This window comes from Sphingomonas sp. Marseille-Q8236, assembly GCF_965112005.1.
Genome location: NZ_CBCOPO010000002.1, coordinates 1,375,473 through 1,397,522, shown reverse-complemented (window position 1 = coordinate 1,397,522; position 22,050 = coordinate 1,375,473). Strand labels below are relative to the sequence as shown.

Sequence of the window (22,050 nt, the reverse complement as noted above, 5' to 3'; positions counted from 1 at the left end):
ATCCGCCCCGCGAAGGCATCAGGATAGGGTAACGGCCGCAGCATCGCACGCCCATGGACCAGCCCATGTGACGTTACAAGGTCACGCGCCCAGGAAATGCCGGTGACATAACACGGATCATGACGGCCAAGGCGCAAACGCCTTACCCCTTGGCGATGGCGTCGAGGACCAGTCCGGCGACCTCCTGCCGACAGATCAGCAGATCGGGGAGCAGCGGATTCTCACAATTATAGACGAGCGGTCGTCCGTCGATCCGCGAGGCGTGAAGGCCGGCGGCAAGCGCGACGGCGGCGGGCGCGCAATTGTCCCATTCATATTGCCCGCCGTCATGCAGATACACATCGGCACGCCCCTCGACCACGGCCATCGCCTTCGCGCCCGCCGAACCCATCGGGATCAGTGTCGCGCCCAGCCGGTCGCCGACGCAGCGTGCGATGTCGGGGGCCCGGCTGCGGCTGACGACGACGCGCAGTCCGACCGGGCAGGGGTCATGTCGGGGAGGCAGGTCGTCGGTCGCGAAAACCTGACGCCGGTCGGGCACCGCCACCGCACCCAGTGCCGGGCTACCATCGATTGCCAGTCCGATATGGACCGCCCATTCGTCCGAGCCGGTAGCATATTCGCGGGTTCCGTCGAGCGGATCGACGATCCACACCCGCCGCGCGGCGCAGCGGGCGCGGTCGTCGACCGACTCTTCGGACAGGATGAAGTCGTCCGGTCGTGCGGCGCGCAGCCGATCGAGGATCAGCATGTTGGCGTCCCGGTCGCCCAGCGCCCCCAATGCCTTACCCTCCAGCCCGCTCGAAGCGCGCAGGTGCCTGAGCAGTTCGCCGGCCTCGACGGCGACCGACCGGGCTAGTTCGGCGTCGCTCACAGGTCGTAACTCCAGATGCCCAGGACCCGCTCGACGATCCGGCTGGCCGCCTCCTCCGCCGTCTCCTTGGTCGTGTCGATCCGCATCTCGGGTCGCTCTGGGGCCTCATAGGGGCTGGAGATGCCGGTAAACTCGGCGATCTCACCCGCGCGCGCCTTGGCATAAAGGCCCTTCACGTCGCGATCCTCCGCCACGGCCAGCGGCGTGTCGACGAAGATTTCGAGGAACTCGCCCGCTGGAAGCAGCGCGCGGACCATGTCCCGCTCGGCCCGGAAGGGCGAGATGAAGGCGGTGAGCACGATCAGTCCCGCATCCGCCATCAGCTTGGCAACCTCGCCCACCCGGCGGATATTCTCCACCCGCCCGGCTTCAGAGAAGTCCAAGTCGCGGTTCAGGCCATGGCGGATATTGTCGCCGTCCAGCAGGAAGCTGTGGCGGCCCATGCTGTGGAGCTTCTGCTCGACCAGATTGGCGATGGTCGACTTGCCCGATCCCGACAGGCCGGTGAACCACAGGACCTTGGGCGTCTGGCCCTTTTGCCGGGCATGGGCCTCGCGGGTGATGACCGCCGACTGCCAATGGACATTCTGGGCGCGGCGCAGTGCGTGGTCGATCATCCCTGCCGCGACCGTCGCGTTGGTGGCACGGTCGATCAGGATGAACCCGCCCAATGCACTGCCCTTAACATAGGGCTCGAACACGATGGGGCGATCGGCATAGACCTCTGCCAGGCCGATATCGTTGAGCGCCAGCGTGTCGGCGGGACGCTGTTCCTGGCTGTTCACGTCGATCACATGACGCGGCGGCTGGACGGTCGCGCCGACCAGCTGCGTACCGAGCTTGAGCGAATAGCTGCGCCCCGGCACCATGGCCGCATCGGCCATCCAGACGATGGTGGCGACGAACTGGTCCGCGATTTCGGGCGGGTCCTCTGCCGCGGCGATCACGTCCCCGCGCGAGCAGTCCACTTCCTCCGCGAGCACCAAGGTCACCGCCTCGCCCGCGATCGCCTCTTCGCGGTCGCCGTCAAAGGTGACGATCCGCGCTATGCTGGTCGTGCGACCCGAGGGCGCGATCCGGACGCGGTCGCCGACGCTGACCCGACCGCTGGCGATCAGGCCCGCAAAGCCGCGGAAATCGAGATCGGGCCGGTTGACCCACTGGACCGGCATACGGAACGACGCGGCCACCGCGCGGTCGCCGTCGATGGCCACCGTCTCCAGATGCGGGAGCAGCGCGGGGCCCTCATACCAGGGCATGTCGGGTGAAGGCGTGGTCACATTCGCGCCGGTCAGCCCAGACAGAGGGATGGCGTTGAAGTGTTCGATCCCGATGGTCTTCGCAAAGGCGGCATAGTCGGCAACAATGGCGTCGAAGACGGACTGGTCATGGCCGACCAGGTCCATCTTGTTGACCGCCAGCACGATCTCCTTGATCCCGACCAGATGCGCCAGATAGCTGTGCCGCCGCGTCTGGGTCAGCACGCCCTTGCGCGCGTCGATCAGGATTACCGCCAGGTCGGCGGTCGAGGCGCCCGTCACCATGTTGCGGGTATATTGCTCGTGGCCCGGCGTATCGGCGACGATGAACTTGCGCTTCTCCGTCGCGAAAAAGCGGTACGCGACGTCAATGGTGATGCCCTGTTCGCGCTCGGCGGCGAGGCCGTCGACCAGCAGCGCGAAGTCGATATTCTGCCCCTGCGTGCCGACCCGGCGGCTGTCCGCCTCGAGCTGGCTCAGCTGATCCTCGAAGATCGTCTTGGAATCGTAGAGCAGCCGCCCGATCAGCGTCGACTTGCCGTCATCGACCGAGCCGCAGGTGATGAAGCGCAGCATCGACTTGGCGGCGTGGGTGGCGAGATAGGCGTCGATATCGGCGGCGATCAGCGCATCGGGTTGATAGGCGGTCATCAGAAATATCCCTCGCGCTTCTTCTTCTCCATACTGGCGGCCTGATCGTGATCGATCGCACGCCCCTGTCGCTCCGACGTCGTGGTCAGCAGCATCTCCTGGATCACTTCGGACAGCGTTGCCGCCTCGCTTTCCACCGCGCCGGTCAGCGGGTAGCAGCCGAGCGTGCGGAAACGGATCGAGCGATCCACCGGCACCTCGCCGGGGCGGAACTGGAAGCGGTCGTCATCGACCATCAACAGCATCCCGTCGCGCTCCACCGTCGGGCGGGGGGCGGCGAAATAGAGCGGCACGATCTCAATGCCTTCCTGCAGGATATACTGCCAGATATCGAGTTCGGTCCAGTTGGACAGCGGGAAGACGCGGATGCTCTCCCCCTTGTGGATGCGGCTATTGTAGAGGTTCCACAATTCGGGGCGCTGTGCCTTGGGGTCCCAGCCATGCGCGGCCGAGCGGAAGGAGAAGACGCGCTCCTTGGCGCGGCTCTTCTCCTCGTCGCGTCGTGCGCCGCCGAAGGCCGCGTCATAGCCGCCAGCGGTCAGCGCCTGCTTGAGCCCTTCGGTCTTCCACATATCGGTGTGGCGGCTGCCATGGTCGAAAGGGTTGATCCCCAGTGCCTCGGCCTCCGGATTGCGGTGGACGATCAGCTCCATGCCCGCTTCCTCGGCCGCACGGTTGCGGAGTTCGTACATCGCCCGGAACTTCCAGGTCGTGTCGACATGGAGCAGGGGGAAGGGCGGGCGTGCCGGGAAGAATGCCTTTTTGGCAAGGTGCAGCATCACCGCCGAATCCTTGCCCACCGAATAGAGCATTACCGGCCGCTCCGTCTCGGCGACCACTTCGCGCAGGATATGGATGCTCTCGGCTTCGAGGCGTTGGAGGTAAGTTAGGCCAGTCATCGGATTGTCAGATAATGTCGCCAGCGAACCGTGCGACCAACTTATCCTGTCAATCACGATAGTCCCGCTCCAGCGAGTCCAGGATTCGGGACCCTGCCATGAACACCGCGATGGGGCAGGCAAGGAACAGGATCCGGCCCGGCCAGCCCGGATAGGCCGATAGATAATGCATCCCCCGCTCGACCGCGCCGAGCCCAAGCCCATAGATGACGAGAAATGCCTCGAACTTCGTCTTGATCGTGAACAGGGCGACGATGCGGGACCACATGGGCACGGTTACACCACCGCACGACCCAAAGGCCAAGCGTCAAGTCGAAGCCAATATGAGACAGTCAAGTTCGGTGAGCAGTGCGGTGCGCGCCGTTTCGATCCGCTGGATCAGCGCCGGATCGTCGATCTCGTCCGGGTCGATCGATTCGGGCCAATGCGCCTCGATGACCGCGGCGATCCGGTCGAGCCGGGCAGGATCGACCAGGAAGCGCGGATCGATCGTCGCGGGATCGGCCACGACGCGCAGGCGAAGACAGGCCGGTCCCCCGCCATTCGCCATCGACTCGCGGACATTCACCACCTCCAGCCGCCGGATCGGGCCGTTGCCCGCGACATGGTCCTGCAACCACGACCAGACGGGTTCGTTGTCGCGCGCTTCCTGCGGCAGGATCAGGGTCGGCTCGCCGCCCGGCGGGGTCACGAGCTGCGCGTTGAACAGATAGGATGCGATCGCGTCCTCCAGGCTGACGCGAGCGGCGGGAACCTCGACGATCTCCACCTCGGGCATGATGGTGCGCAGATCGGCATAGAGACGGGCGGGGTCGGCAAAGGCCTGTTCGTGTGCGAACAACACCCGCTCGTTGGCGACGGCGACCACATCGTTGTGAAAGGCGCCCGCCGCGATCGCCGCCTCCGACTGGCGCGCGAACAGCACGCGGTCGGGGGACAGGCGATGCGCGCGCGACACCGCCTCACAGGCCTGGCGGTGCTGGCGCGCGGGGAAGGGGCCGCCGGTTTCGCCATAGACGAAGACCTCGACGCCCGGCCGGTCATGCGCTGAGCACAGCCGCATATGGTTCGCCGCGCCCTCGTCCCCGAACGGTGCGGGGACGGGCGAATGCACGACAAAGGCCGGGTCGGCGAAGGCGAGGCGAAGCTGCGCCAGGGTCGCGGGCCATTCATGGCTGCGATGCGGCATGGTCAGAAGGTTGGCGACGGTCAGGTGGCACCGCCCGTCCCGGCTGTCGGGGGCGGGGGAAACGGTCGCGGCATTGGCCGCCCACATCGCCGAGGCCGATAGCGCCTGCGCCTTGAGCACCGGGCCGGCGGCGTCATAATCCGTCGCCAGTCGTTCGAGCCAAGATCGATCGGGGCGCGGATGCGGCAGAAAGATACCCTGCACCAATCCCAAAGCGAGATTGGCGCGCATCTTCGCGATCCCCTGCAACGCGGCGGCGCGGGGATGCGAGGTCCTGCCCGCATTGCGGGTGGCGGCCAGATTGCCATGGCTGAGCCCGGCATAATTATGGCTGGGGCCGATGATGCCGTCGAAGTTGATCTCTTTCAGCATGATCCTCACCGATCGATATGCAGGACGGTGTCGCCGACCGACAGGTCGAGCGTCCGCGCGGTGTCTTCGGAGACGATGACTCCGCCGTCCCCGTCGCGTATCTCGCCCAAGGCGCAGCGGAAGTCGGCCAGCCGCCCGGCCGCGACCAGAGCCTCGCGCCCTGAATGGACGTCGATACCGACGACCCTGCTTTCGCGCGCATCGCGGATCGTCCGAACCTGATCGGTCCGCGCCGTCATGGTCGGACCGCCATCGAAGATGTCGATATAATGTTCGAAGGCGAACCCCTCATTCTCCAGCATCCGCATCGCCGCGCGGCCCGACGGGTGGGGCAGGCCGATCGCGGCGCGGGCCGTCTCGGTCAGCATGGCGGTGTAGATCGGGTGCTTGGGCATCAGGTCGGCGATGAACTGGTGCCCATGAATGGCGTTGAATTCGTCCGCCTGCTGAAAGTTCATTCCGAAGAAACGGCCCGCCAGCCCATCCCAGAAAGGCGATCCCCCCGCCTCGTCGATCACGCCGCGAAGCTCCGCCAGCACCCGGTCGGCGAAGCGCGCACGGTTGGCGCGCATGAACAGATAGCGGCTGCGGGCAAGCAGCAGGCCCAGGCCGCCCGCCCGCTCGCCGGGGTGGAGGAACAATCCGCCCACCTCGCTCGCGCCCTCCAGGTCGGTGGTCAGCGACAGCATCTCGGCGCGAAAGGTCCGGTCGAGTTCGCGGCTATGCTGGGTCAGAGTGCCGATGCGATAGCTGTAGAAAGGATGTTTCTGCCCGACACGGGTGAAGATCTGGCAGGTGCCGCGAACGTCGCCGGTGGCGCGGTCCTCCAGCATCAGGACGAATAGCTCGTCCTCGATGCCGCCGTCCGACTCCCGCTCGAAGGCCTCGTGGCTGCGCGCCAGCTTGGCGGTCAGCGCGCGGCGGTCGGGGGGCAGGTTGGTGAAGCCGCCGCCGGTCAGCTTGGCCATTTCGTAAAGGTGACGAAGGTCGCTGTCGACGGCGGCACGGATGCGAAAGCTGGTCATGCGGCACCGATGATGCGCAGGATCGTCAGGGTGGACAAGCCCGCCCGCTCGGCCAGGCTGTCGATCAGCATATATTCGTCCGGCGAGTGGATCGCGCCGCCGCGAACGCCCATGGTGTCGACAACCGGCACGCCCGCCGCCGCGATATTGTTGCCGTCGCATACCCCGCCGGTCGCCCGCCAGCCGATCGACAGGCCCAGATCGGAACCCGCGCTACGCACCGTCTCGAACAACGCCGCCGCGCCGTCGTCGATCGGCTTGGGCGGTCGGTTGAAGCTGCCATGGATTTCGACGCCCACCTCATGCTCGGCGGCGATACGCTCTGCGATCGCCTGCATCGCGGGGCCGGTCCGCTCGATCGCCGCCAGCGCGCGCGGGCGGAAATTGACCTGGAGCATGGCGAGGTCGGGCACGACATTGTTCGGCCCGCCGCCATCGATCCGCGCCGGGTTGACGGTGATGTCCTCCGCCGCCAACCGGCTAAGTTCCAGCGTGATGCGCGCGGCGGCGACGAGGGCGTTGCGGCCCTCCTCGGGATTGCGGCCCGCATGGGCGCTGCGTCCGCGCACGACGATGGTGAAGTTGCCGGTGCCGCCCCGTGCGCCCGCCAGCGTGCCGTCGGGCAGCGCAGGCTCATAGGTCAGCGCGGCGACCTTGCCCGCCGCCAGTCGGGAGATCAGCGCCGCCGACGAGGCGGAACCGGTTTCCTCGTCCGAATTGATGAGCACGTCGTAGCCCAGCCGATCGGCCAGCGGGCTCTCCTCGACCGCGTGAAGCGCGGCCAGCAACACCGCCAGCCCGCCCTTCATATCCGCGACGCCGGGCCCGCCCAGCCGGTTCGCGTCGATCCGCGTTACCGCCTGAAAGGGATGGTCGACCGGATAGACGGTGTCCATATGGCCGGTGAACAGCATCCGCACGGGCGCGTCGGGGCGGACCGAGAGATGAAGGTGCCGGCCATGCTCGATCGGCACCGGGCGTCCATCGGGGCCGACCCGCTCGACCGGGTCGGGCGCGACCATGGTCAGGACGCCGGGCAATGTGCCGAAACGTTCCGCCAGATGGTCGGCCATGATCGCCAGTCCGGGCAGGTTGCGCGTGCCGCTGTTGATCGCCGACCATTGCTCGGTCAGCGCCAGCATGGGGTAAGCGGCGGCGGACGCGACCGCGTCCCGTTCGATCCTGTTCAGACTGTCCATGACGACAGCCTAGGCCATGGAAGGGGGGCAGGTGAACCCCGCGCCGGTCAGAAGCTATAGACCACCGATGCGCGGGTGATCGTGTCGGTCGTCTGGCGGCCGAGCGGCGGCTCGCTTTCATATTGGACGTTGTAGGAAAACTGCGCCGATAGCGGCCCGAACACCTTGGCGTTGAGCGCGGAATTGGTCCCGACCGTGCTGTTGAACCGTTGCAGATAGGCCGAGGCGGTCTGGTTGAACGAGATGGCGGGGGTCAGCTTCCATGTGAAGTTCAGATTGCCGCGTGCCGCCAGGGCGCTCTCGATGCGGTCGTCGGTGAACTCCGTATGACGAAAGGCGGGGCCCAGTTCCACGTCCAGAGTCATGTTGGGTTTGCGGATCGCGCTGTAGCCCGCCCCTGCCGAGGCCGAGAAACGGTTGAAATAGCCCAGGAACCGGTCGCTTTCATATTGCGCGGCGCCATAGACATAGTTGTTGGCGTTCAGTTTGAGGTTCGGCTCGTAGGAGGCGACATAATGTTCGCGGCTCGTGACGTCGAAGCTTTCCTGATAATCGCCCTGCAGGTGAAGCTTGTGCCGCCATTGCAGCCCCTCGCGGGTCAGGTCGACCACGCCGGTCAGGCCGATATTCTGGCTGTTCCCGGTGGTCGCGAAGCCGCCCAGTTCGACACGGCCGTGCCACAGGTCGAAAAAGGTCGCCTCGCGCAGGGTGCGGCTGCGGCTCGCGGTCTTTTCGTCGCGCCACACATCGGCCATCGCGTCGATCGCATCGGCGGCCTCGGGCACGGCATTGCGCGCATAGCGGACGACGGTGGTGATGTCGTTCTCATTCCCGCTGGCGATCGCCGCCTCCAGCATCGCGCGGATCTGCGGCGGGATCAGCGCGGGGTCGGGGTCGTTCGGTTCGGCATTGGCCAGCAGGCCCAGCGCGATGGGGATCAGCAGCAGCCGCTTGGTCATGATACCAAGCCTTAGGCCGATCGCGGCGCGACGGGAATGGCGGCGTCCCCCTGCGGTGCGGCGAAATGCTCCGCGAAGACGACCAGCAGTTCCTCGTACAGCGCCTTTTTGAACGGCACGATCATCGCGGGCAGCGTCTGCGGCTCGGTCCAGCGCCAGGCGCGGAATTCGGGATGTTCGGTGTCGATGCGGATGTCGCCGTCCTCGCCCAGGAAGCGATAGAGGAACCAGATTTGTCGCTGGCCGCGCCACTTGCCCTTCCACACCTTCCCAATCATGTCCTCGGGCAGGTCATAGGTCAGTTCGCGAGGCGCGCGGGCGATCAGTTCGACCTTGTCCGAAGTGACGCCGGTTTCCTCGAACAGCTCACGCAGGCCCGCGGCGTCGGCCTCCTCGCCCGGGTCGATCCCGCCTTGCGGAAGCTGCCATGCCTCCAGCGTCGAATCGATCCGCTGCCCGACGAAAACGCGGCCGTCGCGGTTCATCAGGATGACGCCCGCGCAGGGGCGATAGGGGAGGTCGGTCATCATCATTGTCCCATGGGGCGTGCCGCATCCGCCTCCACGATCAGCGACTTCAACGCAAGCAGGAATGCGGCAAGGTCGGCCATGCCCGATGGGATCGCCTTGCGCAGCGTGGCGAAGCCGTGGATCGTCCCCTTCGCCTCGCGAAAGTTGACGGACACGCCGGCGCGGGCGAGCGCGGCGGCATAGGCGCGGCCTTGGTCGCGGATCGGGTCGCACTCGGCGGTGACGATGGCGGCGGGCGGCATGGCCGACAGGTCGCCGCGCATCGGGGCGGCGCGCACATCGGCCAGATCCGCGGCATAGCAGGCGACGAACCAGTCGAGCATCGCGCGGGTCAGGAAATAGCCGTCCGCGAAATCACGCAGCGACGGATGCGCCCGCGCCATGTCGGTGGCGGGGTAGAGCAGTCCTTGCGCCAGCACCGGCACGGCAGCGGGACGATCGCGCAGGCTCATGGCCGTCACCGTCGCCAAAGTACCGCCCGCACTGTCGCCCATCAGGACCAGTCCGGTCGTGTCCGGCCGGTCGGCGATCCACCGCGCGGCCGCTTCGCAATCATCGGGAGCGGCGGGCCAGCGATGCTCGGGGGCCAGCCGGTAATCGAGCGACAGCACCGGCAGGTCCAGCGCGCGTGCGATCTCGGCGGCCAGCGGCGCATGGGTGTCGACATCACCCAGCACGAAGCCGCCGCCGTGCAGGAACAGCACCACCGGTCCTGCCGCCCGCTCCTCGCGCGGATCGAACAGCCGCACCAGCATCGCGCCGCCCGGCCCAGCGATGGTGAAGCGGCGGTCGATACCGAGTGGCCCGATCGGCGGATCGGTCAGGTCGCGGGCCGCCCGCATCATCAGGCGCGCGGCCTCGGGCCCCAGATCCTGCTGGGGTGGGCCGGGCAGACGATTATAATAGCCCAGAAACCGCGCCACATCGGCGCGCAGTTCGGGCAAGGGGCCCTCGGCCCTCCTATCGCGGGTCATGACATCCTAACTAGGCAGGATGATCCATGTCGTCCATCACCCGGCCTATGTGACCGAGGTTCCAACGCGCTCAACCTATCGCTGGGGCAAGAATGGCGCGATCCGCGACCTGCTGCGCCGACAGGGCGACGCCGTGGTCTGGACCGAACCCGCGCTGATGCCGCCCGCATGGATCGAGGCGGTGCACGACCCGGATTATGTCGCAGAGGTACTGGAGGCGCGGGTGCCGCCGGAAAAGACGCGCCGCATCGGCTTTCCGATCACCGAACAGGTCGCCTATCGTGCGCGGGCGGTGCCGGGTGGGAGCTGGACCGCGGCGATGCTGGCCCTGCATCACGGCTTCGCCGCGAACATCGCCGGGGGCAGCCATCATGCGCTGGCCAATACGGGGGCGGGCTATTGCATCTTTAACGACCTGGCGATCGCGGCGAACCGGCTGGTCGAGGAAGGGACCGTCGCCCGGGTCGCGATCGTCGATTGCGACGTGCATCAGGGCGACGGCACCGCCGCGCTGACCGCCGGGCGGACCGACATCGTCACCTATTCCATCCATGCCGAGAAGAATTTTCCGGCGCGCAAGGCGCGCTCCACGCTGGACGTCGGCCTGCCGGACGGAGTGGACGATGACGGCTATCTGGCCGAACTGGACGCCACGCTCCGGCCCTTTCTCGACGAGCATCGACCTGACATCATCCTTTACCAGGCGGGTGTCGATCCCTTTGTCGGGGATCGGCTGGGGCGGTTGTCGCTCAGCGACAAGGGATTGATCGCGCGCGAAAATCTGATTGCCGATCTGGCATTGGCGCGGGGGCTGCCGCTGGCGAGCACGGTGGGCGGCGGTTATGGCGACGATGTGATGGCAATCGCGGAGCGGCACGTTACCGCCATACTGACGCTCGGAAAACGATGGAAGGCGGTGGAACCGGGCGGCAAGCGAAGCGTAGCGGTCCGATGACTGCTGCCCCCTCCATCCTGTGGTTTCGACAGGATCTTCGCCTTCACGATCAACCTGCACTTCTGGCGGCGGCGGAGGCGGGCTCCGTCATCCCGGTCTATATCCTGGACGACGACACGCCCGGCGACTGGCGGATGGGAGAGGCGCAGCGTTGGTGGCTCCACCACAGCCTGACGTCCTTGGCCGAAGATCTGAAGCAACTGGGTAGCCGCCTGATCCTGCGACGCGGCGCGGCGACGCAGGTGCTCCGGGCGCTGGTAGAGGAGACGGGCGCGGAGACGATCCATGCCATCCGCCATTACGAACCCTGGTGGCGCAAGGCGGAGGACGAACTGGGCGATGGGATTTGCCTGCATGACGGCAATCATCTCGCCCGCCCCGAACTGGTCACGACCGGCAGCGGAAAGCCGTTTCGCATCTATTCCGCCTTTTGGAAGGGACTGCAGGGCCATTTGCCGCCCGAGCATCCGCTCGACCCGCCCAAGGCGCTGAACGCGCCGGAGCGATGGCCGAAGAGCGAAACGCTGTCGGACTGGGCATTGCTACCGACCAAGCCCGACTGGTCGACGGGCTTCGACAGCGACTGGACGCCCGGCGAAACGGCCGCGCGGGAGCGGATCGAGGATTTCGTCCCGAAGGCGACCGGCTATGACACGGGCCGCAACATGCCCTCGGAAGAGGGAAGCTCGCGCCTGTCCCCGCATCTCCACTTCGGAGAGGTGTCGGTGCGCACCGTCTGGCATGCGCTCGACCGGCATGCCGATACCGAGACGTTTCGCAAGGAACTGGCGTGGCGGGACTTCACCGATGGCGTCGTGATGGCGCTGCCCGATTATGCCGATCGCAACGGCCGCGAGGCTTTCGATCGTCTGCCATGGCGCCAGGGGAAAGAGGCCGATGCCGATCTGAAGGCCTGGCAGACCGGGCGCACCGGCTATCCGATCGTGGATGCAGGGATGCGCCAGCTTTGGACCACGGGCTGGATGCACAACCGGGTGCGGATGATCACCGCCTCGTTCCTCATCAAGCATCTGCTGATCGACTGGCGTGAGGGCGAGCGCTGGTTCTGGGACTGTCTGATCGATGCGGATTACGGCAACAATTCGGTCAACTGGCAATGGGTCGCAGGGACGGGCATCGACGCCAACATGTTCGGCCGTATCATGGCGCCGCTCAGCCAGTCGGAAAAGTTCGACGCGGGCGACTATATTCGAGAATGGGTGCCGGAACTGAAGCATCTGTCCGACCCGGCGATCCACGATCCCGACGGGGCGGGGTGCCGGCCCAAAACCTATCCGGCCAAGATCATTGGCCATCGGGAAGGGCGGGAGCGGGCGCTGGCAGCGGGTCGGGCCGCGCGGGGATAAAGCGGGATCAAGGGGCAAGCCTCACCGCTTTTTTCGGCACGCATCCGAACAGTAGATCACATTCTCCCAATCCCGCGCCCATTTCTTGCGCCAAGTGAAGGGGCGTCCGCAGGCGGGGCAGGTCTTGCTCGGCAAATCCTGTTTGCGGACGCCATTGGGCATCAGCGCGGTTCCGCGTCCAGAAACGCCGCGACGTCGGCCAGATCGACCGTCTTGTCGAGATAGGTCCGGCCGATCCCGCGGGCGAGCAGGAAGGGCAGGGTGCCCGCCGCCATTTTCTTGTCGTGCTTCATATGCTCGACCAACGTCGCGGAGGGGGCATCGATCCCCGCGGCGGCGAGGCCGTCGGGCAAACCGACCGCACGCAGATGCGCGGCGACCCGTTCGGCATCCTGACGCTCGCAAAGGCCGTTTCGAACCGAATAGCGGAACGCCAGCGCGCAACCCGCCGCCACGCCTTCGCCGTGAAGCAGCCGGTCGGAAAAGCCCGCCTCCGCCTCCAGCGCATGGCCGAAAGTATGTCCCAGATTGAGAAGCGCGCGAATGCCGTTGGTTTCGTGCTCGTCCGCCGCCACGATCCGCGCCTTGGCAGCAACCGAGTGGGCGATGGCATGGACGCGCGCATCCGCGTCACCCGCCATCAGCACGGAGCCGTTCGCCTCGCACCATTCGAAAAAGGCGAAATCGTCGATCAGGCCGTATTTCACGACCTCGGCATAACCGGCCCGAACCTGTCGCGCGGGCAGCGAATCGAGCACCTGCGGATCGATCAGCACCATGGCGGGCTGATGGAAGGCGCCGATCAGGTTCTTGCCCGCCGAGGTGTTGATCGCCGTCTTGCCCCCGACCGACGAATCGACCTGCGCCAGCAGCGTCGTGGGTATCTGGACGAAGCGGCAACCGCGCTTGACGATCGAGCAGGCGAAACCGACCAGATCGCCGATCACCCCGCCGCCCAGCGCAATGACATGATCCGACCGCTCGATGCCCAGTTCCAGCAGCCGGTCGCAGACAAGCTCAAGCATCGCCCAGCTCTTGGTCTTCTCGCCCGGCGGCAGGATGATCGCCTCGCTATCCACCCCGGCGGACGCCAGCGAAGCCTGCAACGCGGCGAGGTGGGGGCGGACATTCTCGTCGGTGACGATCGCCATGCGGCGTCCGCGCGACAGGGGGGCGAGCCATTCGGCGGCGCGCGGCAGCAGCCCGGCCTCGATATGGATGGGATAGCTGCGGTCGCCGAGCGACACGGTGACGGTCTTCATCGTCCGATGGCTTTCAATATGGCGTTGACGGTGGCCTCGTGCGGCCCGCGCTTGCTGGAGACATGGATGGGGGCGAGCGCATAGATCGGATTGCGGACCGCCGACAGTTCGCGAAGGACCTTCAGCGGGTCCTTGCCGCGCAGGAGCGGACGGGTGTCCCGGCGCTTCACGCGTTCGGCCAGTACCTCGGGCGTCGCGTTCAGCCAGATCGCGGTCGCCTGTTCCAGGATCAGCGCGCGGGTCTCGTCATTGATGAACGCGCCGCCGCCGGTGGCGATCACCTTGGGCCGTCCATCGACCAGCCGGGCGATCACCCGGCGTTCGCCGTCGCGGAAATAGGGTTCGCCGAATTCGGCGAAGATTTCGGACACGCTCATGCCCGCGGCTTCCTCGATCGCGGTGTCGGCATCGACGAAGGGCACGCGCAACCGATTCGCCAGACGGCGACCCACGGTCGACTTGCCCACGCCCATCAGCCCGACGAGTACGATGGGTGACCCGTTCCAGCTTGCATCTACAGGGTTGTGGCTTTGCAACATTGCACTCTGCGCTATACAGCGTGCGCGCGCCCGGCAACACCGGCCGGGCTTTCGCGGGTCCATTATAAGGTTTTGCGTTTCATGTCCCGTATGGTCGTTTCGCTCATCATCCTGCTCGTCGTGATCGTCGGGGGGCTGTTCCTGCTCTCGGGCCGGGCGACCGAACGGCCGACCACCCAGGTCGAAAAGGCGGTCTCGCTTGGCAACCTGCAATAAGCGGAAGGCCGGTTTTCGCCATCTGCCCCGTGCCGTCGCCTTATTGATGGTCGGGGCCGCCGCGCTGGCGGCGGCGCAGGATCGGCCCGAATCGCTGCTTCCTCCCGGCTTTGGTCAGCCGACCGCGCCGGCCAGCCCCCGGCCGACCCCTCGTGGAACCGCGACGCCGCGCGTGCCGTCCGGTGCGGTGGCGAGCCCGACGCCCGTGGCGACACCCGCGCCCAGCCAGGCCGATCCCGTCGGTGCGCTGATGGACTCGCTCGCGACCCCAACGCCTAGCCCGACGCCGTCGCCGAGCGCGACGATCGATCCCCGCACGCTGGCCGAATATGAGCTGCCCGCCTCGGCGCGCCGCTCGCTGGCCTTGGTCGGACCGGCCGGCCCGAGCGAAGGCGCGCTGGACAGCCGTGTCTTCGCAGGGGCGGACGGGCGGGTGGCGGAAACGCTGATGCGGCGTCTGTCGGCGCCTTTGCCGTCGCGTTGGACCTCGATCCTGCTGCGCCGGACCCTGGCCGCCCAGATGATCACCCCGCGCGGCGTCAACGGCGCCGATTTCGCGGCCGAGCGGGCATGGCTCCTGCTCCGCATGGGCGAGGCACAGGTGGCGCGCGCGGTGGTGCAGTCCGTCGACACCGCCAACTATACGCCCAAGCTCTTCCAGGTCGGCATCAACGCGCTGCTCGCCTCCAGCGATCCGGCGGGCTTGTGCCCGCTGGCCGACCGGGGCAGCAGCGTGACCGGGCTTGGCGGCTACCGCGTGGCGCAGGCGATGTGCGCCGCGCTGGCGGGCGACGGACAGCGCGGTGCCGCGATCCTGCGTCAGGTCCGGCGCCAGCGCATTACGGACGATTTCGATCTGAAGCTCGCCGAAAAGCTGATGGGGTCGAGCGCCGGTGGTCGCCGCGCGGTCTCGGTCGACTGGAGCGGCGCGGATCGCCTGACGAGCTGGCGATTCGGCCTCGCGACGGCGACGGGCGTCAGCATCGCGCCCGAATATCTCTCTTATGTCGGACCGCAGGTGCGCGGCTGGCTGGCCACATCCCCAGCCGTCGCCGCGACCGAGCGGGCGAGCGTGATCGATCAGGCAGCGACGATGGGCGTGCTGTCCAACGCCGCGCTCGTCGATTTTTACTCGGCGCTGGCCGATGACGACCAGGCGAGCCGGGCGCAGGGCGCGATCGCCAACGACCTGCGCAATGCCTATGCGGGAAGCGACGAGAGTCAGCGCCTGTCCGCGATCCGCTCGCTCTGGGGCAGCGACGACCGGACGCCTTATGGCCGGCTGGTGCTGACGGCGCGTGCGGTCGCCCGCCTGCCGGTTCTATCCTCCGATCGCGATTCGGATCGTCTGATCGCCTCGATGCTGTCCGCCGGACTGGATCGCAGCGCGGCACGCTGGCGCGGCGCGGTCAAGCAGGGCAGTGACGCCTGGGCGATGATCGAACTGAGCGATCCCGACCAGCAGGGCCAGGTCGGCTATGACCAGGTGACGTCCTACGCCAACGATGGCGACGCGTGGAAACAGCGCATGTTCTTCGCCGGGCTGGCGGGGCTGGGCCGTTTGTCGCAGAGCGATACCGAACGCGGCGCGCAGGCGCTGGACGTGCGGATCGGGCAGCGCAATGCCTGGACCGAGGCGCTGGACCAGGCGGTGGCCGATGGTCAGACCGGCATGGTGGTGCTGCTTTGTGGGATCGGGATGCAGACGAGTGACTGGCGCGGCGTGCCGCCCCAGGCGCTGTACCGCATCGTCGGCGCCTTGCGTTCGGTCGGGCTCGATGCCGAGGCGCGGATGATCGCGGCGGAGGCGATCGCGCGGGCATGACGTCTCGCGATGCCGCGCTGCTCGACCGTTTCCTGGAGATGATGGCGGCCGAAGCGGGGGCGGCGGGCAACACGCTGACCGCCTATCGCTCCGACCTGCGACTGGCGGGCGAGGCGATGGGTGGGCTGGCCGACGCGGACGAAGCGGCGTTGCGCATGCTGGCCGATGGCTGGGCCACGCTGGCCAGTAGCAGCGTCGCGCGCAAGGCGGCGGCGTTACGGCGATTCTATGCCTTTCTGCATGAAGAGGGGCTGCGCGAGGATGATCCCTCGGCCGCGCTACCCCGGCCGGGCCGGCGTCGCGCGCTGCCCAAGGTGTTGAGCCATGCCGACATCGACCGCCTGTTCGCCGCGATCGCCGAGCGGACGTCCGCTGGCCATCCGCTGCCCAACGACCTGCGCTTGGCGGCGCTGGTCGAGATGCTTTACGGATCGGGCCTGCGCGCCAGCGAGTTGGTCGCCTTGCCACGCAATGCGGTGCATCCCGATCGCCCCTATCTGATCCTGAAAGGCAAGGGCGGGGTGGAGCGGATGGTACCGATTTCGGACCGGGCACGGGCCGCAGTCGCGGCGTGGCGAAGCCATGTACCCACCGAAGCAACCTGGCTGTTCCCTGGCGGCAAGAAGCATCTGACGCGCATCCGCCTCTATCAACTGGTCAAGGCGCTGGCGGCCGAGGCGGGCATTCCGCCAGATCGCGTCAGCCCCCATGTCCTGCGCCATGCCTTTGCCACCCATTTGCTGGGCGGTGGGGCGGATCTGCGCGCGGTGCAGGCGATGCTGGGTCATGCCGACATCGCGACGACCGAAATCTACACCCATGTCGAGGCGGCACGATTGGTCGAACTCGTCAATGCACGGCACCCGCTCGTTGATTTTCGGAACAAGCGCCCTTAGGCGCTAGGCCCATGTCAACGACCTTCCTCGATTTCGAGAAACCGATCGCCGAGCTTCAGAGCCGGATCGACGAACTGCGCGACACGACGGCCGAGGGCACGGTCGATATCGGCGCAGAGATCGCCAAGCTCCAGGCCAAGTCGGACAAGCTGCTGCGCGATACCTTCGCCAAGCTGACCCCGTGGCAGAAGACGCAGGTCGCGCGTCATCCGCAGCGCCCGCACTTCAAGCACTATGTCGCGGGCCTGTTCGACGAATTCGTGCCGCTGGCCGGCGACCGCGCGTTCGGCGACGATCAGGCGATCATGGGCGGCTTCGCACAGTTTCGCGGCCAGCGCGTCATGGTGCTGGGCCATGAAAAGGGCGAGGATACCGCCAGCCGCCTTCGCCACAATTTCGGTATGGGCAAGCCCGAGGGGTATCGCAAGGCAATCCGCCTCGTCGAACTTGCCGACCGATTCGGCCTGCCCATCGTGACGCTGGTCGATACCTCGGGCGCGTTCCCCGGCATCCAGGCCGAAGAACGCGGCCAGGCCGAGGCGATCGCGCGCTCGACCGAGGCGTGCCTGGCGGCGGGCGTGCCGGTCGTCTCCGCGATCGTCGGCGAAGGCGGATCGGGCGGCGCGGTGGCGCTGGCGGCGGGCAACCGGGTGCTGATGTTCGAGCATGCCGTCTATTCGGTGATTTCGCCGGAAGGCTGCGCCTCGATCCTGTGGCGTACGGCGGACAAGGCGGCGGAAGCGGCCGAGGCGATGCGGGTGACCGCGCAGGACCTGAAGAGCTTCGGCGTCATCGACACCATCGTTCCGGAGCCGGTCGGCGGCGCGCATCGCGACCATCCGGGCGCGATCGCCAATCTGGGCGACGCGATCGAAAAGGCGCTTGGCGATCTGGGTGGCGTCGGTCGCGACGAACTGAAGCGCGGTCGCGCGGCCAAGTTCCTGGCGATGGGTCGCCTTTAAAGACGGATGGCGGATAGCGGGGGGATGGCGCGGCGCGTTATCCCCCCGGCGCAACTTCCCCGTCGCGCCCTCGACGGGATCGCAGGCCAAACCGAAGCGCGTTTGGCGGTCACGATGTCGGGAAGGGATGAAGGGGCCGCGAGCGATCTTGTGCGATCGGCTGGGCCGCTGGCATCAGCCGAATGAGCGCTGCGCGAACGCAGCCATTCCAAAAAGCACTTCGGCCGGATTGCGTGCTGTCCGTAAGGCACAATCCGACCGAAGGTCATATCCTGCTGGGCAAGCCCAGGGGATCAGGTGGCGATATTGTCACGCCACGGGATCGCCATTGGATCAGGGGTTGGACAGCTTGGTGGTGATGTTGCCGAACGTGGTGTTCAGCTGCGTGCCGAGGCCCTTCATGGCACCGATGGCGGCGACGGCGATCAGGGCAGCGATCAGGCCATACTCGATGGCCGTCGCGCCCTTGTTGTTCTTCACCATCTTGCGGATCGTCTTCATTCCGGTCTCCGTTGTCTCAAATGCTCTGTCGATCACCCGGCTGAGCCGGAGAGCCGGATCAGCTTGGTGTTGTTTAACCGCTAACTGGTTGACGAAGGCTTAAGTTTTTAACGTTCCTGCTGAGTGCTAACGGACTGCATCGCCCAGTTCGTTGCTCAGCAGCTGCAGCACGCCCTGAAGGCTGACCCCCAATTGGGAGAGCCCCACGATCAGCACCACGACGATGCTGGCGAGGATCAAACCATATTCCACAGCGGTGGCGCCGCGCGTATCGGCGCAGACATGTCGCAGGGTGCGGAGGAGGTTGGACGCTATCATGCCGTATCGGTCTTATCGGATGTGGGTTAAGAAATGATCTATGGGGAGGGCCCACGGGCCAACAATCCGGCGCCGCTATTTCCGGTGGTGGCGGCGGCCCTGATCGACGGCGCGGGACGGGTGCTCCTGCAACAGCGTCCGGCGGACAAATCGCTGGGCGGCCTTTGGGAGTTCCCCGGCGGCAAGATCGAATCGGGCGAAAGTCCCGAAGCCGCGCTGGTTCGCGAACTCCATGAGGAACTCGGGATTTCCGTCGACCCGGCCGCGCTGGAGCCGGCAGGGTTCGCGACCGAGCCGCTGCCCGGTCGCCATCTGATCCTGCTGCTCTATGTCGTCCGTCAATGGTCGGGCATTCCGGTCGCGCTGGAGGCGGACGGCCTGATCTGGTGCGAGGCGGCGGCGATGGACGCATGGCCCATGCCGCCCGCCGATGTGCCCCTGGTCCGCCAGCTCCGTTCCTATCTGGCGGACAGGGCGATTGGCGATGGCGAGTCCGATAGCACGATGGTGTAGCCGCCGCGCTCCATCGTGCCACGATCGGGGGCATAGGCCTTGCCACCGGGCGTCGTCGTCTCGACGAACAGCCGCGCGGTCGGCGTCGTCGCCGTGGCGGGGTCGAGGGTCAGGCGAACCGTCCGGCTGGCCGGATCATATTCGACCGCCGCGATCTTCCCCGCCTCGAGCGTCAGCCATAACCCCGCGGGCGCGACGAAGAAGCGGCTCCGCGCCCCGTCGCGCGGTTCGACCCGGATCATGCCCCCCGCCTGCGACAGGTTGCCGCCATAGGCCAGCCAGCCGAGCGAAGGATCATCGACCAGATAGGTCGCCGCCGCATAGGCATGGCCGAAAAAGCCCATGCCGTAATCGCCGCTATACGGGTCCCACGCCATCCGGTCGGGCCAGCTATGGAAGGCGGCGGACGACGCGCCCTGCTGATCGATATTGGTGATCCCGCCCAGCAGCCCGCCATAGGCGACGCGCAGCAGATGCATGTCGCTCGGATCGCGCCGGAACGAGTCGAACAGCGGGATGGCGTTCAGCGTCGATCCGTAATGGTGGATCTGCCGCTCCAGCCGGGGATATTTGCCGCCATAGAGGAAATCCCAATAGCGCCGCGCATTGCCGTTATAGCCCCAGTGCGGGATGGTCGGGTCATAGCCCAATATCACCTCGCGCGTGACATCGGCCTGCGGCCCGTATCCGAAATAGCGCATCCACGCATAGACTTCCGCCTGACCGGTCGAGTCCCAGGCCATCTCGCTGCCAAAGGGATATTGCAGCGTCCGCCAGTGATCGGCGCGGCCTTTCATCAGTCGTTCGACCTCATCGGCCTTGGCGGTCCATCCCTCGCGCTTCAGGTCGGTGAGGATGTCGACGAAGACGTCGCCCTCCATCAATCCGAACTGCGCATAATGGGGGGCGTCGCGCATCATCGCGGTGATCGTCTGATAGGCATGATCGAGATACCATTGCCAGTCATGCACCCGCGTCAGCCCCGGATGGTTGCGCGCGATCCGGTAGAGGACCCAATGTCCCGCCGCGACATGCGGATAGTTATAGGCGCGCCCCAGATCGTCGGCCTGGTCCTTCTTCCACGAGGTCCAGCTCTTCCAGTCCTTGGCGGGCTGATAGAGATTGGGGAAGGCGACGGGGTCGTAATAGAACAGGCTCTTCTTGACGCCGCCCGCATGGGGCCCATCGGCGACCTGAAGGCGTCCCACCACGGTCTTGTCGACCAGTTGCTCGATCCGGGCGATCTCGGCGGCGTCGGGATTGTCGAGCTGCTTCATCACCGCCGCGACCCAGCTTCCCGCGCCGCCCTCGTCGCTCATCCCCGAAATCCACACGCGCGGGTCGTCCGTGACGATGCGGTTCGCCTCCCGATCATAGGTCAGAATGGCGGGGGAGCGGCCAAAAGGATCGCCCTTGCCTTCAAACCATTGCCGGGTGGTCGAGAAGCGTCCCAGATCGGCCATGGTCCGCTCGAGCGGCTTGGTGACGAAATATTGCACCGTCTGGACGCTGCCATCGGCATATTGGAGCGTCAGGCGCGCCCGGCCCCATTGCCGCCCGCGCACCGACAGGCGTGTCCAGCCCGGCTTGCCCTGCTGGCGCGTCACCTCCAGCGCGCCGGCGGGATAGCTGGTGAAACCGGTGATGGCCGAAGGCGCGCGGACGAACAATGCGGCGTCGAGATCGGTCGGCACGACATAGCCGGGCACGCCGACCACCACCGGGCGGCTTTGCGCGGTCAGCGTCTGTTCGATGCCGCGAATGCTCGGCGAGGCGGCGAAGCGCAGTCCGATCCGGCGGCTTTCGCCGGGGGCCAGGCGGATGCTGGTCGGCTCGTTCCACGGCGCCCCGGCCTTGGCCCAGTCGGTCTGGGCATAGGCGGCGCTGGCGATCGTCCAGTCGTAAAAGCCTTCGGAGGTCTGGGCGCGCGGGCTGGCCTCGGAGATGACGGCCTTGCCCCCCGTTTCCCGAACCGTCGGGATGGGCACATAGGCCTCCAGCGGCGTCGCCCGCTCGGGCAGGACCAGCAGGGCCGGGCCCGCGCCGTTCAGGCGGGTCACCTGCACATAGCCCGCGTCGCGCCCGATATAGGGGTCGGCGAAGCTCGCCTGGGCATGCGCCTGTTCCAGCGTGCGGTCGCTGATGATGTTGTCGAACACCATCGGGATGCCCAGCCCGCCAATCTCTACCGGGGCGGGCGAATTGTTGGTCAGGGTGAAGCGCAGCGCGGGCACGCCGCCCTCATTAACCCATTCGCGAACGATGCGTAGCGGCAGGCCGGTGCCCATCGTCGCGGTGATGTCCGCCGCCGCCAGGATGCCGCCGCGCACAGGCAGGGCACGCACCGGCTTGCGCTCGCGAGACGAGAAATAATCCTGCCACGGTCCCGATCCGGCGCGGATGCGCAGGTGGATATCGCCCACATGATTATAGCCATTGCCCGCCCGCTCACGCGAACGCCCGACCGGCAGGAAATCGAATCCCGGCGTCCCGACGGGCGATAGGCTGCGCGCCGTCTGGCTGACCGGGTCGAGCCGCAGGCGGAAGGCGCCGACGCGCAGGTCGGACACCTTGGAAGCGGTCGGCACAGCGCGTCCCTTGCGCATTTCGGCAGAGCCCGCGACCTGCCATCCGGCCGTCATCGACAGCGTCGCCAGCGTTACCGGCAAAAGTCGTAAAAGCTTGTGACGCATAGAATTTCCTCCCTATCGGGTCTGCTCCGCGCCGCACTCGTCGCGATTGACCCTCATATCATCGGCCGATAT

General features: G+C 66.8%; 23 protein-coding genes. 7 read left to right on the top strand and 16 right to left on the bottom strand.

All coding sequences use genetic code 11. The features are described from left to right. Positions 1–142: 142 nt before the first annotated feature. The 10 genes from ACWPWT_RS18885 to ACWPWT_RS18840 are packed head-to-tail and all read right to left on the bottom strand — an operon-like array spanning position 143 to position 9,931. The gene (locus ACWPWT_RS18885) at positions 143–874 is read right to left on the bottom strand and encodes a 3'(2'),5'-bisphosphate nucleotidase CysQ (protein ID WP_261267898.1); all 732 of its coding nucleotides are present in this window, start codon (positions 872–874) and stop codon (positions 143–145) included. Next, positions 871–2,784 carry a sulfate adenylyltransferase subunit CysN gene (gene cysN, locus ACWPWT_RS18880; RefSeq protein WP_454280950.1) on the bottom strand — a complete coding sequence of 638 codons (1,914 nt, stop codon included), beginning with the start codon at positions 2,782–2,784 and terminating at the stop codon, positions 871–873. The genes ACWPWT_RS18885 and cysN overlap by 4 nt, the downstream gene beginning before the upstream one ends. Beyond that, entirely contained in the window at positions 2,784–3,683 is a 900-nt protein-coding gene (gene cysD / locus ACWPWT_RS18875) for a sulfate adenylyltransferase subunit CysD (protein WP_454280949.1), read from the bottom strand. Before cysD ends, cysN begins: the two co-directional genes overlap by 1 nt. 49 nt (positions 3,684–3,732) lie before the next feature. After that, positions 3,733–3,951: a hypothetical protein gene (locus tag ACWPWT_RS18870; protein ID WP_261267895.1), complete on the bottom strand. Its 219-nt coding sequence runs from the start codon at positions 3,949–3,951 to the stop codon at positions 3,733–3,735. A gap of 39 nt (positions 3,952–3,990) precedes the next feature. After that, a complete protein-coding gene (locus tag ACWPWT_RS18865) occupies positions 3,991–5,244 on the bottom strand; it encodes an N-succinylarginine dihydrolase (RefSeq protein WP_454280948.1) in 1,254 nt (417 codons plus the stop codon). Positions 5,245–5,249: 5 nt separating this feature from the next. Continuing rightward, complete coding sequence (locus ACWPWT_RS18860; protein WP_454280947.1) at positions 5,250–6,269, bottom strand: arginine N-succinyltransferase; 1,020 nt, start codon at positions 6,267–6,269, stop codon at positions 5,250–5,252. Further along, on the bottom strand, positions 6,266–7,468 hold the full coding sequence (locus ACWPWT_RS18855; protein WP_454280946.1) for a hydrolase: 1,203 nt from the start codon (positions 7,466–7,468) through the stop codon (positions 6,266–6,268). The genes ACWPWT_RS18860 and ACWPWT_RS18855 overlap by 4 nt, the downstream gene beginning before the upstream one ends. 47 nt (positions 7,469–7,515) lie before the next feature. Further along, on the bottom strand, positions 7,516–8,427 hold the full coding sequence (locus ACWPWT_RS18850) for a DUF481 domain-containing protein (RefSeq protein WP_454280945.1): 912 nt from the start codon (positions 8,425–8,427) through the stop codon (positions 7,516–7,518). An 11-nt stretch (positions 8,428–8,438) separates the two neighbouring features. Beyond that, on the bottom strand, positions 8,439–8,954 hold the full coding sequence (locus ACWPWT_RS18845) for an RNA pyrophosphohydrolase (protein WP_454281008.1): 516 nt from the start codon (positions 8,952–8,954) through the stop codon (positions 8,439–8,441). Between the two features lie 2 nt (positions 8,955–8,956). After that, a complete protein-coding gene (locus ACWPWT_RS18840) occupies positions 8,957–9,931 on the bottom strand; it encodes an alpha/beta hydrolase (protein WP_454280944.1) in 975 nt (324 codons plus the stop codon). Positions 9,932–9,950: 19 nt separating this feature from the next. Here ACWPWT_RS18840 and ACWPWT_RS18835 point away from each other — a divergent pair, with 19 nt between their 5' ends. After that, complete coding sequence (locus tag ACWPWT_RS18835) at positions 9,951–10,886, top strand: histone deacetylase family protein (protein WP_454280943.1); 936 nt, start codon at positions 9,951–9,953, stop codon at positions 10,884–10,886. After that, positions 10,883–12,253: a cryptochrome/photolyase family protein gene (locus ACWPWT_RS18830; RefSeq protein ID WP_454280942.1), complete on the top strand. Its 1,371-nt coding sequence runs from the start codon at positions 10,883–10,885 to the stop codon at positions 12,251–12,253. Before ACWPWT_RS18835 ends, ACWPWT_RS18830 begins: the two co-directional genes overlap by 4 nt. Positions 12,254–12,274: 21 nt before the next feature. On the opposite strand, the gene ACWPWT_RS18825 is transcribed toward ACWPWT_RS18830, so the two are convergent. From ACWPWT_RS18825 to ACWPWT_RS18815, 3 genes are read right to left on the bottom strand one after another with little or no spacing between them, the layout of a single operon-like run. Then, positions 12,275–12,415, bottom strand: coding sequence for a DUF2256 domain-containing protein (locus tag ACWPWT_RS18825; protein ID WP_454280941.1), 141 nt, complete (start codon positions 12,413–12,415; stop codon positions 12,275–12,277). Next, positions 12,415–13,515, bottom strand: coding sequence for a 3-dehydroquinate synthase (gene aroB / locus ACWPWT_RS18820; protein ID WP_454280940.1), 1,101 nt, complete (start codon positions 13,513–13,515; stop codon positions 12,415–12,417). The genes ACWPWT_RS18825 and aroB overlap by 1 nt, the downstream gene beginning before the upstream one ends. Further along, complete coding sequence (locus ACWPWT_RS18815) at positions 13,512–14,054, bottom strand: shikimate kinase (RefSeq protein ID WP_261267884.1); 543 nt, start codon at positions 14,052–14,054, stop codon at positions 13,512–13,514. Before ACWPWT_RS18815 ends, aroB begins: the two co-directional genes overlap by 4 nt. 81 nt (positions 14,055–14,135) lie before the next feature. Between ACWPWT_RS18815 and ACWPWT_RS18810 the strand changes: the two genes are divergently transcribed. The 4 genes from ACWPWT_RS18810 to ACWPWT_RS18795 are packed head-to-tail and all read left to right on the top strand — an operon-like array spanning position 14,136 to position 17,953. Beyond that, positions 14,136–14,270, top strand: coding sequence for a hypothetical protein (locus ACWPWT_RS18810; protein ID WP_261267883.1), 135 nt, complete (start codon positions 14,136–14,138; stop codon positions 14,268–14,270). Then, the gene (locus ACWPWT_RS18805; RefSeq protein WP_454280939.1) at positions 14,254–16,095 is read left to right on the top strand and encodes a hypothetical protein; all 1,842 of its coding nucleotides are present in this window, start codon (positions 14,254–14,256) and stop codon (positions 16,093–16,095) included. Before ACWPWT_RS18810 ends, ACWPWT_RS18805 begins: the two co-directional genes overlap by 17 nt. Then, positions 16,092–16,991, top strand: a complete 900-nt coding sequence (locus ACWPWT_RS18800; protein ID WP_454280938.1) for a tyrosine-type recombinase/integrase — start codon at positions 16,092–16,094, stop codon at positions 16,989–16,991. Before ACWPWT_RS18805 ends, ACWPWT_RS18800 begins: the two co-directional genes overlap by 4 nt. An 11-nt stretch (positions 16,992–17,002) precedes the next feature. Further along, the gene (locus ACWPWT_RS18795; RefSeq protein WP_454280937.1) at positions 17,003–17,953 is read left to right on the top strand and encodes an acetyl-CoA carboxylase carboxyltransferase subunit alpha; all 951 of its coding nucleotides are present in this window, start codon (positions 17,003–17,005) and stop codon (positions 17,951–17,953) included. Between the two features lie 333 nt (positions 17,954–18,286). Here the strand turns inward: ACWPWT_RS18795 and ACWPWT_RS18790 are convergent, their stop codons facing one another. Both ACWPWT_RS18790 and ACWPWT_RS18785 read right to left on the bottom strand, forming a co-directional pair. Further along, positions 18,287–18,454: a Flp family type IVb pilin gene (locus ACWPWT_RS18790; RefSeq protein ID WP_261267879.1), complete on the bottom strand. Its 168-nt coding sequence runs from the start codon at positions 18,452–18,454 to the stop codon at positions 18,287–18,289. A gap of 126 nt (positions 18,455–18,580) precedes the next feature. After that, on the bottom strand, positions 18,581–18,772 hold the full coding sequence (locus tag ACWPWT_RS18785; RefSeq protein WP_261267878.1) for a Flp family type IVb pilin: 192 nt from the start codon (positions 18,770–18,772) through the stop codon (positions 18,581–18,583). Positions 18,773–18,805: 33 nt separating this feature from the next. Between ACWPWT_RS18785 and ACWPWT_RS18780 the strand changes: the two genes are divergently transcribed. Beyond that, positions 18,806–19,285 (top strand): (deoxy)nucleoside triphosphate pyrophosphohydrolase, encoded by a 480-nt coding sequence (locus ACWPWT_RS18780; RefSeq protein WP_454280936.1) that lies wholly within the window; start codon positions 18,806–18,808, stop codon positions 19,283–19,285. On the opposite strand, the gene ACWPWT_RS18775 is transcribed toward ACWPWT_RS18780, so the two are convergent. Next, positions 19,231–21,978: a DUF5695 domain-containing protein gene (locus ACWPWT_RS18775; RefSeq protein ID WP_454280935.1), complete on the bottom strand. Its 2,748-nt coding sequence runs from the start codon at positions 21,976–21,978 to the stop codon at positions 19,231–19,233. The genes ACWPWT_RS18780 and ACWPWT_RS18775 overlap by 55 nt on opposite strands. Positions 21,979–22,050: the final 72 nt, after the last annotated feature.